General features: G+C 69.2%; 8 protein-coding genes. 6 read left to right on the top strand and 2 right to left on the bottom strand.

What is annotated here, in order from left to right; all coding sequences use genetic code 11:
• Positions 1–17 precede the first annotated feature (17 nt).
• The 3 genes from PQB87_RS12200 to PQB87_RS12190 all read left to right on the top strand — a co-directional run bounded on the left by PQB87_RS12200 (position 18) and on the right by PQB87_RS12190 (position 4467).
• Positions 18–1769, top strand: a complete 1752-nt coding sequence (locus tag PQB87_RS12200) for an acyl-CoA dehydrogenase family protein (protein ID WP_301863785.1) — start codon at positions 18–20, stop codon at positions 1767–1769.
• Positions 1766–2962, top strand: coding sequence for a CaiB/BaiF CoA transferase family protein (locus PQB87_RS12195; protein WP_060063393.1), 1197 nt, complete (start codon positions 1766–1768; stop codon positions 2960–2962). The genes PQB87_RS12200 and PQB87_RS12195 overlap by 4 nt, the downstream gene beginning before the upstream one ends.
• An 89-nt stretch (positions 2963–3051) precedes the next feature.
• Positions 3052–4467, top strand: a complete 1416-nt coding sequence (locus PQB87_RS12190) for an MFS transporter (RefSeq protein ID WP_059688906.1) — start codon at positions 3052–3054, stop codon at positions 4465–4467.
• 139 nt (positions 4468–4606) lie between these two features.
• On the opposite strand, the gene PQB87_RS12185 is transcribed toward PQB87_RS12190, so the two are convergent.
• Positions 4607–4882, bottom strand: a complete 276-nt coding sequence (locus PQB87_RS12185) for an oxidative damage protection protein (protein WP_006478357.1) — start codon at positions 4880–4882, stop codon at positions 4607–4609.
• Between the two features lie 50 nt (positions 4883–4932).
• On the bottom strand, positions 4933–6312 hold the full coding sequence (gene argA, locus PQB87_RS12180) for an amino-acid N-acetyltransferase (RefSeq protein ID WP_027786948.1): 1380 nt from the start codon (positions 6310–6312) through the stop codon (positions 4933–4935).
• 23 nt (positions 6313–6335) lie between these two features.
• Here argA and hrpA point away from each other — a divergent pair, with 23 nt between their 5' ends.
• The 3 genes from hrpA to PQB87_RS12165 all read left to right on the top strand — a co-directional run bounded on the left by hrpA (position 6336) and on the right by PQB87_RS12165 (position 12706).
• Positions 6336–10544 carry an ATP-dependent RNA helicase HrpA gene (hrpA, locus tag PQB87_RS12175; RefSeq protein WP_489241928.1) on the top strand — a complete coding sequence of 1403 codons (4209 nt, stop codon included), beginning with the start codon at positions 6336–6338 and terminating at the stop codon, positions 10542–10544.
• 181 nt (positions 10545–10725) lie between these two features.
• Positions 10726–11715, top strand: coding sequence for a YVTN family beta-propeller repeat protein (locus PQB87_RS12170; RefSeq protein ID WP_027786950.1), 990 nt, complete (start codon positions 10726–10728; stop codon positions 11713–11715).
• Positions 11716–11731: 16 nt separating this feature from the next.
• Positions 11732–12706 (top strand): sterol desaturase family protein, encoded by a 975-nt coding sequence (locus tag PQB87_RS12165; RefSeq protein WP_059688904.1) that lies wholly within the window; start codon positions 11732–11734, stop codon positions 12704–12706.
• Positions 12707–12745: the final 39 nt, after the last annotated feature.

Below are 12745 nucleotides of genomic sequence, written 5' to 3'. Positions count from 1 at the left end.
ACCCAGGAGACCCACGCATGAACGACACCGCTCGCACGCCGGACGCCGGCGCATCCAACATCCCCGACAGCCGGGGCCTCAATTTCTTCACGGTCGATCCCGATCTCGGCGCGTTGCTGAAGCTGCATCTCGGCGACGCGGACTATGCCGAACTGGAGCCTCGGCTGCGCGCGCTCGGCGCACGCGTGTCGGGCGAACTCGACGAATGGGCGTCGCGCGCGGACAAGCACCCGCCCGTGCTCGAACACCGCAACCGGCGCGGCGAGGCCGTGCAGCGGATCGACAAGGATCACGCGTATGTCGCGCTCGAACGTGTCGCGTATGCCGAGCTCGGGCTCGCGTCGCTGAGCCACGGGGCGGAATCCGTTGCGCCGCTCGTCAAGTACGCGCTGACGTTCCTGTTCGTGCAGGCCGAATTCGGGCTGTGCTGCCCGGTCAGCATGACCGATTCGCTGACGCGTACGCTGCGCCGCTTCGGCGATCCGGCGCTCGTCGCGCGCTACCTGCCGGGGCTCGCGTCGCGCGACTTCGACACGCTGTACCAGGGCGCGATGTTCATGACCGAGCAGGCGGCGGGTTCCGACGTCGGCCGGATCGCCACGCGGGCGACGCGCGAGACGGACGCGCACGGCGAGACCGTCTGGCGCCTGACCGGCGACAAGTGGTTCTGCTCGAACGCGGACGCCGATCTCGCGATGGTGCTCGCGCGGCCCGACGGCGCGCCGGACGGCATCAAGGGCCTCGCGCTGTTCCTGCTGCCGAAGACGCTGCCGGACGGCACGCGCAACCGCTACCGGATCGTGCGCCTGAAGGACAAGCTCGGCAGCCGGTCGATGGCGAGCGGCGAGATCGCGCTCGAAGGCGCGCAGGCGTTCCTGATCGGCGAGATCGGCCGCGGTTTCCACCAGATGGCCGACATGATCAACATGTCGCGGCTGTCGAACGGCGTGCGCGCGGCGGGGCTGATGCGGCGCGCGCTGAACGAGGCGCTGCACGTCGCCGCTCATCGCGAGGCGTTCGGCCGCAAGCTGATCGAGATGCCGCTGATGCAGCGCCAGTTGCTGAAGATGCTGCTGCCGGCCGAGGCCGCGCGCGCGATGTTCATGCAGATCGCGCTGCTGCTGCCGCAGGCCGATGCCGGCGACGAGCAGGCCGCGCGCTGCGTGCGGATCCTGACGCCGCTGATCAAGTTCCGCGCGTGCCGCGATGCGCGGCGCGTGACGGGCGATGCGATGGAAGTGCGCGGCGGCACCGGCTACATCGAGGAATGGAGCGACGCGCGCATCGTGCGCGATGCGCATCTCGGCTCGATCTGGGAAGGCACGAGCAACATCGTCGCGCTGGACGTCGCGCGGGCCGCGCAGCGCGAGCAGGCGCTCGACGCGCTGCGTACCTTTCTCGGCGACCGCCTCGGCGCGGCACCGCTGCCCGACGCGAGCCGCGCGGCACTGCGGCGCATCCTCGCGCGCGCTTGCGACGGGCTTGCGCGGGTCGCGGCGGAAGGCGACGACGCGCGCGTGCGGCAGGCCGCGTCCGCGCTGTACTACGCAAGCGCGGCCGTGCTGATGGCGTGCGAGGGCGCGCGGCTCGCGCCGGATTTCCGGCGTCTCGCGCTCGCGCACCTGATCGTGCGCCACAAGCTGCTGCCGGTCGACCCGCTTGCGCCGGCATCGCGCGACGACGAATCCGCCGCCTGCGCTGCGCTGCTGCGCGGCACGCCCATCGCGCTCGATACCGCGCTCGACCTGCTGCCGGAGGTCGAACGATGACCGCCTCGCGTGGCGCACTGGACGGCCTGAAGGTCGTCGACCTGAGCCGCGTGCTCGGCGGCCCGTACTGCACGCAGGCACTCGCCGATCACGGCGCGACGGTGATCAAGATCGAGCCGCCGGACGGCGACGAGACGCGCGGCTGGGGGCCGCCGTTCCTCGGCGACACCGCGTGGTACTTCATGGGCGTGAACCGCAACAAGGAAGGGCTCGCGCTCGACCTGTCGCGCGACGAAGGGCGCGCGATCCTGTGGCACCTGCTCGACGAGGCGGACGTGCTCGTCGAGAACTTCAAGCCGGGCACGCTCGCGCGCTGGGGGATGGACTATGCACGCGACTTGCAGCCGCGCTTCCCGTGGCTGATCCACTGCGCGGTGACGGGCTTCGGCGCGGACGGTCCGCTCGGCGGGCTGCCCGGCTACGACGCGGTGATCCAGGCGATGGCGGGGCTGATGAGCGTGAACGGCGAGCGCGATGGAGATGCGACGCGCATCGGTCTGCCGATCGTCGACATGGTCACGGGCCTCAATGCGCTCGCGGGCATCCTGCTGGCGCTCGCGGAGCGCGAGAAGAGCGGGCTCGGGCAATCGATCGACATCGCGCTGTACGACTGCGGCGTGTCGCTGCTGCATCCGCACCTGCCGAACTTCTTCGGTTCGGGGCGCGTGCCGGCGCGCAGCGGCAACGCGCATCCGAACATCGCGCCATACGACAGCTACCGCACGGCGACCGTGCCGATCTTCCTCGCGATCGGCAACGACCGGCAGTTCGCGCGGCTCGTCGCGCATCTCGGCGTGCCGGCGCTCGCGGGCGATCCACGTTTCGTCGACAACCGCAACCGCTGCGCGCACCGTCCCGAGCTGAAGGCCGAACTGGAAGCGCGGCTCGCCGCGCACGCATGCGAGCCGCTCGCGCGCGACCTGATGGCGGCCGGCGTGCCGTGCGGGCCGGTGCGAACGGTAGCCGACGTCGCGCACGATCCGCATGCGCTGCACCGGAACCTGTTCGTCGAGATCGGCGCGTATCGCGGCACCGCATCGCCGGTGAAGCTGTCGCGCACGCCGGCTACCTATCGTTCGCCGCCGCCCGCGCTGGGCGGCGACACGCGCGCGGTGCTCGATCGCCTCGGCGTCGATCCCGCGCTCCAGCAGCAATTGCTCGACGCCGGCGTGCTGAGGGAAGCCCCCGGCTGACACGACGCCGCCGGCCGGCGGCGCCATGCCGGCCACCCGGGAAAGGCGCGCGGCAGTCGCGCCCCGGAAACACAAACATGGAGACATCGATGAGCCGTCAGCCATCCCCGCCCGCCGCGCAGCAGCCGCGGCCCGGCCGTGCCGCCTTTGCGGCGTTCGTCGGCACCACGATCGAGTGGTACGACTTCTACATTTACGGCACCGCCGCGGCGCTCGTGTTCGGCAAGGTGTTCTTTTCGAGCAGGATGGATCCCGGCGTCGCGACGCTGCTTGCGTTCGTCACGTTCTGGGCCGGCTTCGCCGCGCGGCCGCTCGGCGGCATCGTGTTCGGGCATCTCGGCGATCGTGTCGGCCGCAAGACGGCGCTCGTGATCACGCTGGTGATGATGGGGCTCGCGACGACCGGCATCGGCCTGCTGCCCGGTTATGCGCGGATCGGTGTATGGGCGCCGGCCGGCCTCGTCGCGCTGCGCGTGCTGCAGGGGATCGCGGTCGGCGGCGAGTGGGGCGGCGCGGTGCTGATCGCGAGCGAGAACGCGCCGAAGCATCGCAGCATCCTGTACGCGGCGTTCGCGCAGCAGGGTTCGCCCACCGGCAACCTGCTGGCCACGGCCGCGTTTTTCGCGCTGAGCGCGCTGCCGACACCGTCGTTCCTGATGTGGGGCTGGCGCATTCCGTTCCTGCTGTCGGCCGTGCTGGTGATCATCGGCATGGTGATCCGGCTGAAGCTCGAGGAGTCGGCCGACATGCAGCGCGTGCTCGCGCGCAAGCGCACCGTGAAGCTGCCGCTGCGCGACGTCGTGCGCGATCACCGGGTCGTCGTGCTGCTCGCGGCCGGCACGCTGCCGGTGATCAACGTCACGTACTTCCGCAGCACGTTCGCGCTGTCGTGGGCGACGAAGGAACTCGGCTACGCGCAGGGCACGTTCCTCGGCATCCTGTCGATCTCGCTCGTCGTGCAGTTCCTGATGCAGCCGGTCGGCGCGTGGTTCGTGTCGAAGGTCGACATGCGCCGCGCGATGTGCTGGATCCTGATTCCGGAAATCGTGCTGATGCCGGTGATGTTCCATGCGCTCGCGACGCGTTCGTATTGGGTCGCCGTCGCGGGCATGTGCATCTCGACGATTCCGTCGGCGATGTTCTACGGCGCGGTCGGCGGCGTGCTCGCGCGCGTGTTCCCGGCGAACATCCGCTACACGGGCCTGTCGCTCGCGTATCAGTTGAGCGCGCTCGTCGTCGGCGGCGGCACGCCCGTGCTCGCGCAGGCGATCCTCAACACGACCGGCAGCATCGTCGGCGTCGCGGTCGCGTCGGGGCTTTACGCGCTCGTGTCGCTCGTCTGCATGCTCGCGCTGCTGAATCGCACCGGATATCGCGCGGACGAACTGTCGACGGCCGAACGCAGCGATGCGGCCGAATGGGGCACCGAAGGCGGCAGCACGGCACCCGCGGCCGACGGGAGCGCGCAGCCGGGCGACGGCGGCGCGCTGAAGCCGGCCGGCTGAGCGGCACGCCATGCCGCCGCGCGGGAGGCGGGAACGCCCCGAGCGCATGTCGCCAAAAGAAAACGGCACCGCGCGAAACACGGTGCCGTTTTTCCCGGAGCACGCGGCCGGCAGGCTGCCGGCCGCGCGCATCGCATCATCAGCCTTCCGTCGGCGGCACGTAGCCGGACGCCTGGTCCGCGCCGTCGCCGAAGAAGTACTTCTCGGTTTGCTTCATCAGGTACTGGCGCGCGCGCGGGTCGGCCATGTTCAGGCGGTTCTCGTTGATCAGCATCGTCTGCTGCTTGAGCCAGCCCTGCCACGCTTCCTTCGAGACGCTCTCGTAAATGCGCTTGCCGAGTTCGCCCGGCAGCGGCGGGAAATCGAGGCCTTCGGCTTCCTTGCCGAGCTTCGCGCATTGAATCATTCGAGCCATCGTGTACTTCTCCTGTAATCGAACTGGGGGGAGGGCAGTCGTGCCTGCGCTCAGAGCTGCTTCATCAGCACGAGCGACTTGCGCTGCCAGTTATAGAGTTTGCGGCGGTCTTCGGGGAGGTCGTCGACGCTGACCTTGACGAAGCCGCGCTTGAGGAACCAGTGCTCGGTGCGCGTCGTGAGCACGAAGATGTGCGTGAGGCCGCGTGCACGGGCGCGCTGCTCGATGCGCTTGAGCAGGCGTTCGCCGTCGCCCGAGCCCTGCGCTTCCGGCGCGACCGTCAGGCACGCCATCTCGCCGATCTTCTCCTGCTGGTACGGATACAGCGCCGCGCAGCCGAACAGCACGCCATCGTGCTCGATCACCGAGAAGTGGTCGATGTCGCGTTCGATCTGGTGGCGGCCGCGGCGCACCAGCGTGCCGTCCGACTCGAGCGGCTCGATCAGCGACAGGATGCCGCCGACGTCGTCCGGCGTCGCTTCGCGCAGGCTCTCGAGGTTCTCGTACGAGATCATCGTGCCGACGCCGTCGTGCAGGAACAGTTCGAGCAGCATGCTGCCGTCGAGCGACTGCGGGATCAGGTGGGCCCGGGTCACGCCGCCGCGGCATGCGCGGATCGAGTGCTTCAGGAAGAACGCGTCGTCGCCCTGGACGTTGCCGGAATCGAGCAGCTCGGCGGCCGCGTCGAGCGACATTTCGCGCACCAGCCCGCCTTCGTCGTCGACGATGCCGGGCGCTTCGGTCAGGAAGATGATCTTGTCGGCGCGCAGTGCGATCGCGGCGGCCGACGCGACGTCTTCCATCGACAGGTTGAACGCTTCGCCGGTCGGCGAGAAGCCGAGCGGCGACAGCAGCACGAGCTTGCGGCTCGCGAGAGAATGACGGATCGACTCGGCGTCGATCTTGCGCACGATGCCCGTATGCGCGAAATCGACCCCGTCGAGAATCCCCACCGGCCGCGCGGTCACGAAGTTGCCCGACACGACGCTGATGTGCGCGTGCGCCATCGGCGAGTTCGGCAGACCCTGGCTGATCGCGGCCTCGATGTCGAGACGCACTTCGCCGGCCGCTTCCTTCGCGGATTCGAGCGCGCGCGCATCGGTGATGCGCAGGCCGTGCGAAAACTCGGATTCGACACCGTGCAGGCTCAGCTGCTCCTCCACCTGCGGGCGCGAACCGTGCACCAGCACGATCTGGATACCCATCGCCTGCAGCAGCGCGATGTCGGACACGAGCGCGTTCAGGAGCCCCTGCTGCACCACCTCACCGCCAAACCCCACGACGAACGTGCTGTTGCGGAACTTGTGGATATAGGGCGCGACGGAGCGCATCCAGTCGACGAACTGCGCGTGACTGGCGGCCGAATCGTCGGCGGCCGGCGGCGTCGCGGCGCCGGTCTGGGCGGGGGGGAGGTCGGTTTGGGAATTCATGGGCGGGATTATAATGCGCCCCCATGTCGAATGTTTCTAAAAGTCCCGCGCCGACGCGGGCCAATACGCCGTCGGCCCGGCACCCGGATGGTGCGGCCGACGCACGCGAGCAGCAGGGCCAGCCGGCGCGCCAGCAGCAGGAAAAGCCGGCGGGCAAACCGGCAGACGCGCCGCGCGCACCGCGCGGTGACGAACGGCGCGGCGATGCGCGCCAGCCGGCCGCGAAGGGCGCACCCCAGGCAACGGGCGAGCGCCCGCCGCGCCGCGAGCGTCCGCCGCGCGCCGTCGTCGCACCGAATCCCGTCCCGCCGATCACGTACCCCGAAAGCCTGCCCGTGTCGGGCAAGCGCGACGAAATCGCACGCGCGATCGCCGGTCATCAGGTTGTCATCGTCTGCGGCGAAACCGGCTCGGGCAAGACCACGCAGCTGCCGAAGATCTGTCTCGATCTCGGCCGCGGCCTCGGCGCCGGCGGCACGGGCCTGATCGGCCATACGCAGCCGCGGCGGCTCGCCGCGTCGTCGACCGGCCGGCGGATCGCCGAGGAACTCGGCACGCCGTTCGGCGAAGTGGTCGGCTACAAGGTGCGCTTTACCGACAATCTCGCGCCGGGCGCGTCCGTCAAGCTGATGACGGACGGCATCCTGCTCGCCGAGACGCAGACCGATCCGCTGCTGAAGGCGTACGACACGCTGATCATCGACGAGGCGCACGAGCGCAGCCTGAACATCGACTTCCTGCTCGGCTACCTGAAGGAAATCCTGCCGAGGCGGCCGGACCTGAAGCTGATCGTCACGTCCGCGACGATCGACGCCGATCGCTTCGCGCGCCATTTCGGCACCGACGAGCGTCCCGCGCCCGTGATCGAGGTGAGCGGGCGGCTGTATCCGGTCGAGATGCGCTACCGGCCGGTGGCCGAGGATCGCCCGGCCGTGAAAAATGCCGAAGGCACGGGCGGCCGCGATCGCGTGAAGACCGCGCGCGAAGCCGAGCGCGACCTGATGGACGCGATCGTCGACGCGGTCGACGAACTGTGCCGCGAAGGCCCCGGCGACGTGCTGGTGTTCCTGCCCGGCGAGCGCGAGATCCGCGAGGCGGCCGAGGCGCTGCGCAAGCACCATCCGCCGCACACCGAGATCCTGCCGCTGTTCGCGCGGCTCTCGGCGGCCGACCAGGACAAGGTGTTCAAGGCATCGAATGCGCGCCGCATCGTGCTCGCGACCAACGTGGCCGAAACCTCGCTGACGGTGCCGGGCATCCGCTACGTCGTCGATACCGGCCTCGCGCGCGTGAAGCGCTATTCGTACCGGAACAAGGTCGAGCAGCTGCAGGTCGAGTCGATCTCGCAGGCCGCCGCGAACCAGCGCGCGGGCCGCTGCGGCCGCGTGGCCGACGGCGTCTGCATCCGCTTGTACGAGGAAAGCGACTACCAGGCGCGGGCGCGCTTCACCGATCCGGAAATCCTGCGCTCGTCGCTCGCGTCGGTGATCCTGCGGATGAAGTCGCTGCACCTGACGGCGATCGAATCGTTCCCGTTCCTCGAACCGCCGCCCGGCCGCGCGATCGCGGACGGCTACCAGCTGCTCAACGAGCTCGGCGCGGTCGACGACGACAACGCGCTGACGCCGCTCGGCCGCGAACTCGCGCGGCTGCCGCTCGACCCGCGCGTCGGCCGGATGATTCTCGCCGCGCGCGACCAGCAGTCGCTGCGCGAGGTGCTGATCATCGCGAGCGCGCTGTCCGTGCAGGACCCGCGCGACCGCCCGATCGAGGCGCAGGAGCAGGCCGACCAGGCGCACCGCCGGTTCGCCGACGAGCGTTCCGAGTTCCTGCAGTGGCTGAAGATCTGGGCGTGGTTCGAGGAGGCGGTCGCGCACAAGAAGTCGAACCGCCAGCTCGTCGACGCATGCCGGCAGAACTTCCTGTCGCACCTGCGGCTGCGCGAGTGGCGCGACGTCCATTCGCAGCTGCTGACCGTCGTGCGCGAGCACGGCTGGCGGCTCAACGAAGCCGAGGCGACGTACGAACAGGTCCATCTGGCCCTGCTGACGGGCCTGCTCGGCAACCTCGGCCTGAAGGCCGATGACAATCCGCACTATCTCGGCGCGCGCGGGATCAAGTTCTACCTGTGGCCGGGTTCCGTGCTCGCGAAGAAGGCCGGCCGCTGGGTGATGGCGGCCGAGCTCGTCGAGACGAGCCGGCTGTATGCGCGCTGCCTCGCGAAGATCGAGCCGGAGTGGGTCGAGAAGATCGGCGCGCACCTGCTGAAGAAATCGCTGTCGGAGCCGCACTGGGAGAAGCGCCCGGCGCAGGTCAGCGCGTTCGAGCGCGCGACGCTGTACGGGCTGCCGATCTACCACCGCCGGCGCGTCGCGTTCGGCAAGCAGGATCCGGCGCGGGCGCGCGAGCTGTTCATCCGCGGCGCGCTGGTCGAAGGCGAATTCGACACGAAGCTGCCGTTCTTCGCGCACAACCGCAAGCTGCTCGCCGACATCGAGCAGCTCGAGCACAAGTCGCGCCGGCAGGACGTGCTGGTCGACGACGAGCTGATCTACGCGTACTACGACCAGGCGATTCCGGAGGGCATCCACACGGGCGCCGCATTCGAGCGCTGGTATCGCGACGAAGTGAAGAAGGGCGGCCAGCCGGAGGACAAGCAGCGGCTGCTGTACCTGTCGCGCGACGACCTGATGCGCCACGAGGCGGCCGGCGTGACGACCGAGCTGTTCCCGAAGCGCGCGACGATGGCCGGCGTCGAGATGGCGCTCACGTATCACTTCGAGCCGGGCACGCCGCGCGACGGCGTGACGCTCGCGGTCCCGCTGTACGCGCTGAACCAGGTCGACGCGCGCCGCTGCGAGTGGCTCGTGCCGGGGATGCTGAAGGAAAAGGTGCAGTTGCTGCTGAAGTCGCTGCCGCAGAAGCTGCGCCGGCACTGCGTGCCGCTGCCCGAATACGCGGCCGGCTTCGTCGAGCGGATGGGCCGCGAGCGCTTCGGCGCGGGCGGCCTCGTCGAGGCATTGATCGCCGACGTGCGCGGCGAGACGCAGGTCGCGATGAAAACGGCCGACTTCAAGCTCGAGACGCTGCCCGCACACCTGTTCATGAACTTCAAGGTGATCGACGAGCACGGCCGCCAGCTCGCGATGGGGCGCAATCTCGCGCAGCTTCGCCAGGAGCTGGGCGCGCAGGCGCAGCAGCAGTTCCAGAAGATCGCGGCGGCGTCGACGATCGCGGCTGGCGGCGATGCCGAGGCAGGTCAGCCGGTCGGCCAGGCGCCGGCGGCGGCGGGTACGGCCGGCGCACCCGGCCGCGGCCCGAAGCCCGCGAAGGGCGCGGCGCCGCAGACGTCCGCTCCGGCGGAAGCCGGCGCGACGGCGCTGTACGAGAACCTGACGACGTGGAATTTCGGCAAGCTCCCCGAGCTGCTGGAAATCCGCCGGCGCGGCCAGACGCTGTACGGCTACCCGGCGCTCGTCGATCGCGGCACGCATTGCGACGTCGAGGTGTTCGATTCGCCGGAGGAGGCCGCGCGCATCCACCGGGCCGGCCTGCGGCGGCTGTTCGCGCTGCAGCTGAAGGAGCCGATCAAGTTCCTCGAGAAGAACCTGCCGGGCCTGCGCGAGATGGCGATGCAGTACATGTCGCTCGGCACGCAGGACGAATTGCGCGACCAGCTGATCGACACGGCGCTCGACCGCGCGTGCCTGCAGGACCCGCTGCCCGACGACGACGCGAGCTTCCACGCGCGCCGTGACGAGGGCCGAAGCCGCCTGAACCTGCTCGCGCAGGAAATCGCGCGGCTGGTCGGGCAGGTCCTGGCCGAATACGCGGGTCTCGTGAAGAAGCTCGCGCAGGCGAAGCCGTTCGCGCAGGCGCATGCGGACCTGCAGCAGCAGCTCGCCGCGCTGGTCGGCAAGCGCTTCGTGATCGATACGCCCTACGCGCAACTCGCGCACTTCCCGCGCTACCTGAAGGGCATCGCGCTGCGGATCGACAAGCTGAAGGCCGATCCGGCGCGCGACGCGAAGCAGTCGGCCGACCTGCTGCCGCTCGCCCAGCAGTACCAGCGCGCGGTGTCGCAGCGCGGCGGCGTCGCCGATCCGCGGCTCGCGGAATTCCGCTGGCTGCTCGAGGAATTGCGGATTTCGCTGTTCGCGCAGGAACTGCGCACGCCGATGCCTGTCTCTGTCAAGCGTCTGCACAAGGTCTGGGAGTCGATGCAGCGCTAGCGCAACATCGGCTTCCCGGGCTCCGCGCCGGCGGCGGGCCCCGGCCGGCCGCGCGGCGCTTGCCGCGCCGCCCGGCCTGGCCGCCGCCGCGTGCGTCGAAGTGGCGCAATGCCGGCCCAGGTCAACCGGCCGGGCCGGTTGAACGTTTTACAATGACGGTTGTTCCACGACGTGAGTCTTCATGCGCACTTTCCTTTCCCTCGGCCGCACGCTCGCGCTGGCCGCCGCCGTGCTGGCGCCCGCCGCCCACGCGAATAACGTGATCATCCTCAATTCGGCCGAAGCGACGCTTTCCCTGATCGACCAGCAGACCCGTCAGGTCGTCGGCACGATGCCGACCGGCAAGGAACCGCACCACCTGATGGCAACGCCCGACAATTCGTCGCTGATCGTTGCAAATTCGGTCTCGAACAGCCTGATGTTCCTCGATCCGAAGACGGGCAAGCTGCAGCGCACCGTCGAAGGGATCGACGATCCTTACCAGCTCGGTTTCTCGCCCGACCGCAAGTGGTTCGCGGCCGCCGGCCTGCGCCTCGACCGCGTCGACATCTACGGCTACGACGGCCGCGACCTGAAGCTCGTGAAGCGCGTGCCGCTCGAAGTCATGCCGAGCCACCTCGCGTTCACGAAGGACAGCAAGACGCTGCTCGTGTCGCTGCAGGTGTCCGGCGAGATCGCGGCGATCGACCTGCCGACGCAGACGGTCAAGTGGAAGATGAAGGTCGGCAAGGTGCCGGCCGGCCTGTGGCTCACGCCGGACGACAAGTACCTGCTCGTCGGGATGACGGGCGCGGATTACGTCGCGGTGGTCGACTGGCGCAACCAGAAGGTCGTCAAGCAGATCTACACCGGCAAGGGCGCGCACAACTTCCGTTCGCTCGCCGACGGCACCCACGTCGCGGTGACGAACCGGGTCGCGAACACGATCAGCATCATCGACGAGAACACGCTCACCAACGTCGGCGACATCACCGGCCTGCTGCCGGGCCCGGACGACATGGAGCTGTCCGCCGACAAGAAGACGCTGTGGGTGACGTTCCGCTTCGCGAAGAAGGTCGGGATCATCGACCTGGCGTCGCGCAAGCTGGTGCAGACGATCGCCGTCGGCCGTTCGCCGCACGGGATCTACTTCTACGACCGCGCGCCGTGGCGCGCCGCGAACGGCGCGTGACGGGCGGGGGAGAACGATGCTGCACCTGATCGATGCGTTCGTATCGGACATCCAGACCTGGCTGTACGTCGACGTCGTGCAGCCGCTCCTCTTCAAGTTCAACCTGATGGACTACGACGAGGACACCTACGACGCGCTGTACTGGGTGATCGTCGGCGCGCTGCAGATGGTGCTGATGTTCGTGCTGCTGCGCCCGCTCGAGGCGCTGCGGCCCGTCGAGCGCTGGACGAACCGCCGTGCCGTGCGGGTCGACGTGATCTACACCGCGATCGCGAAGCTCGGCATCTATTCGCTGTTCTTCTTCTTCGCGCTGCAGCCGCTGTTCGACAACTTCCAGGCGTGGCTGCGCCTGCACGGGGTCGCGAACGTCAACCTCGACTACCTGTGGCCGGGCGTGACCTCGAAGCCGATCATCGCGTTCGCGATCTATCTCGTCGTGCTCGATTTCGCCGGCTACTGGTATCACCGCTGGCAGCACAAGTTCGGCGTCTGGTGGGAGCTGCACGCCGTGCATCACAGCCAGCGCCAGATGTCGCTGTGGTGCGACGACCGCAACCACGTGCTCGACGACGTGATCCAGTCGTGCTTCTTCGCGGCGATCGCGCTCGTGATCGGCGTGACGCCGTCGCAGTTCGTCGTGCTGACCGCGTTCACCAACTTCATGCAGAGCATTCAGCATACGAATGCGCGCCTGTCGTTCGGCTGGCTCGGCGAGCGCCTGTTCGTGAGCCCGATCTTCCACCGGCGCCACCACGCGGTCGGCTACGGCCACGAAGGCACGAAGTACGGCTGCAACTTCGGCGTGCTGTTCCCGTGGTGGGACATGATGTTCGGCACCGCGTCGTGGAACCGCACGGTCGAGCCGACCGGCATCCGCGACCAGGTCGAGGGCGTGTCCTACGGCGAAGGCTTCTGGGCGCAGCACGGCCTCGCGTTCGTGCGGATCTTCCGGCGCCTGTTCCCCGCCAAGCGCGGCGCGGCGTCGGCCTGATCCGGCCATTCCCACGTTGAGCGGCTCTCCCACGCGGCC

The organism is Burkholderia sp. KL41 (assembly GCF_057005415.2).
The sequence above is the reverse complement of the archived record's forward strand: the minus strand, read 5'-3'. Positions and strand labels throughout refer to the sequence as shown.

What these genes read in the sequence shown, in the direction of transcription:
- PQB87_RS12200 (WP_301863785.1), top strand. Translation starts at nt 18, where the DNA reads ATGAACGACACCGCTCGCACGCCGGACGCCGGCGCATCCAACATCCCC.
- PQB87_RS12195 (WP_060063393.1), top strand. Translation starts at nt 1,766, where the DNA reads ATGACCGCCTCGCGTGGCGCACTGGACGGCCTGAAGGTCGTCGACCTG.
- PQB87_RS12190 (WP_059688906.1), top strand. Translation starts at nt 3,052, where the DNA reads ATGAGCCGTCAGCCATCCCCGCCCGCCGCGCAGCAGCCGCGGCCCGGC.
- PQB87_RS12185 (WP_006478357.1), bottom strand. Translation starts at nt 4,882, where the DNA reads ATGGCTCGAATGATTCAATGCGCGAAGCTCGGCAAGGAAGCCGAAGGC.
- argA (WP_027786948.1), bottom strand. Translation starts at nt 6,312, where the DNA reads ATGAATTCCCAAACCGACCTCCCCCCCGCCCAGACCGGCGCCGCGACG.
- hrpA (WP_489241928.1), top strand. Translation starts at nt 6,336, where the DNA reads ATGTCGAATGTTTCTAAAAGTCCCGCGCCGACGCGGGCCAATACGCCG.
- PQB87_RS12170 (WP_027786950.1), top strand. Translation starts at nt 10,726, where the DNA reads ATGCGCACTTTCCTTTCCCTCGGCCGCACGCTCGCGCTGGCCGCCGCC.
- PQB87_RS12165 (WP_059688904.1), top strand. Translation starts at nt 11,732, where the DNA reads ATGCTGCACCTGATCGATGCGTTCGTATCGGACATCCAGACCTGGCTG.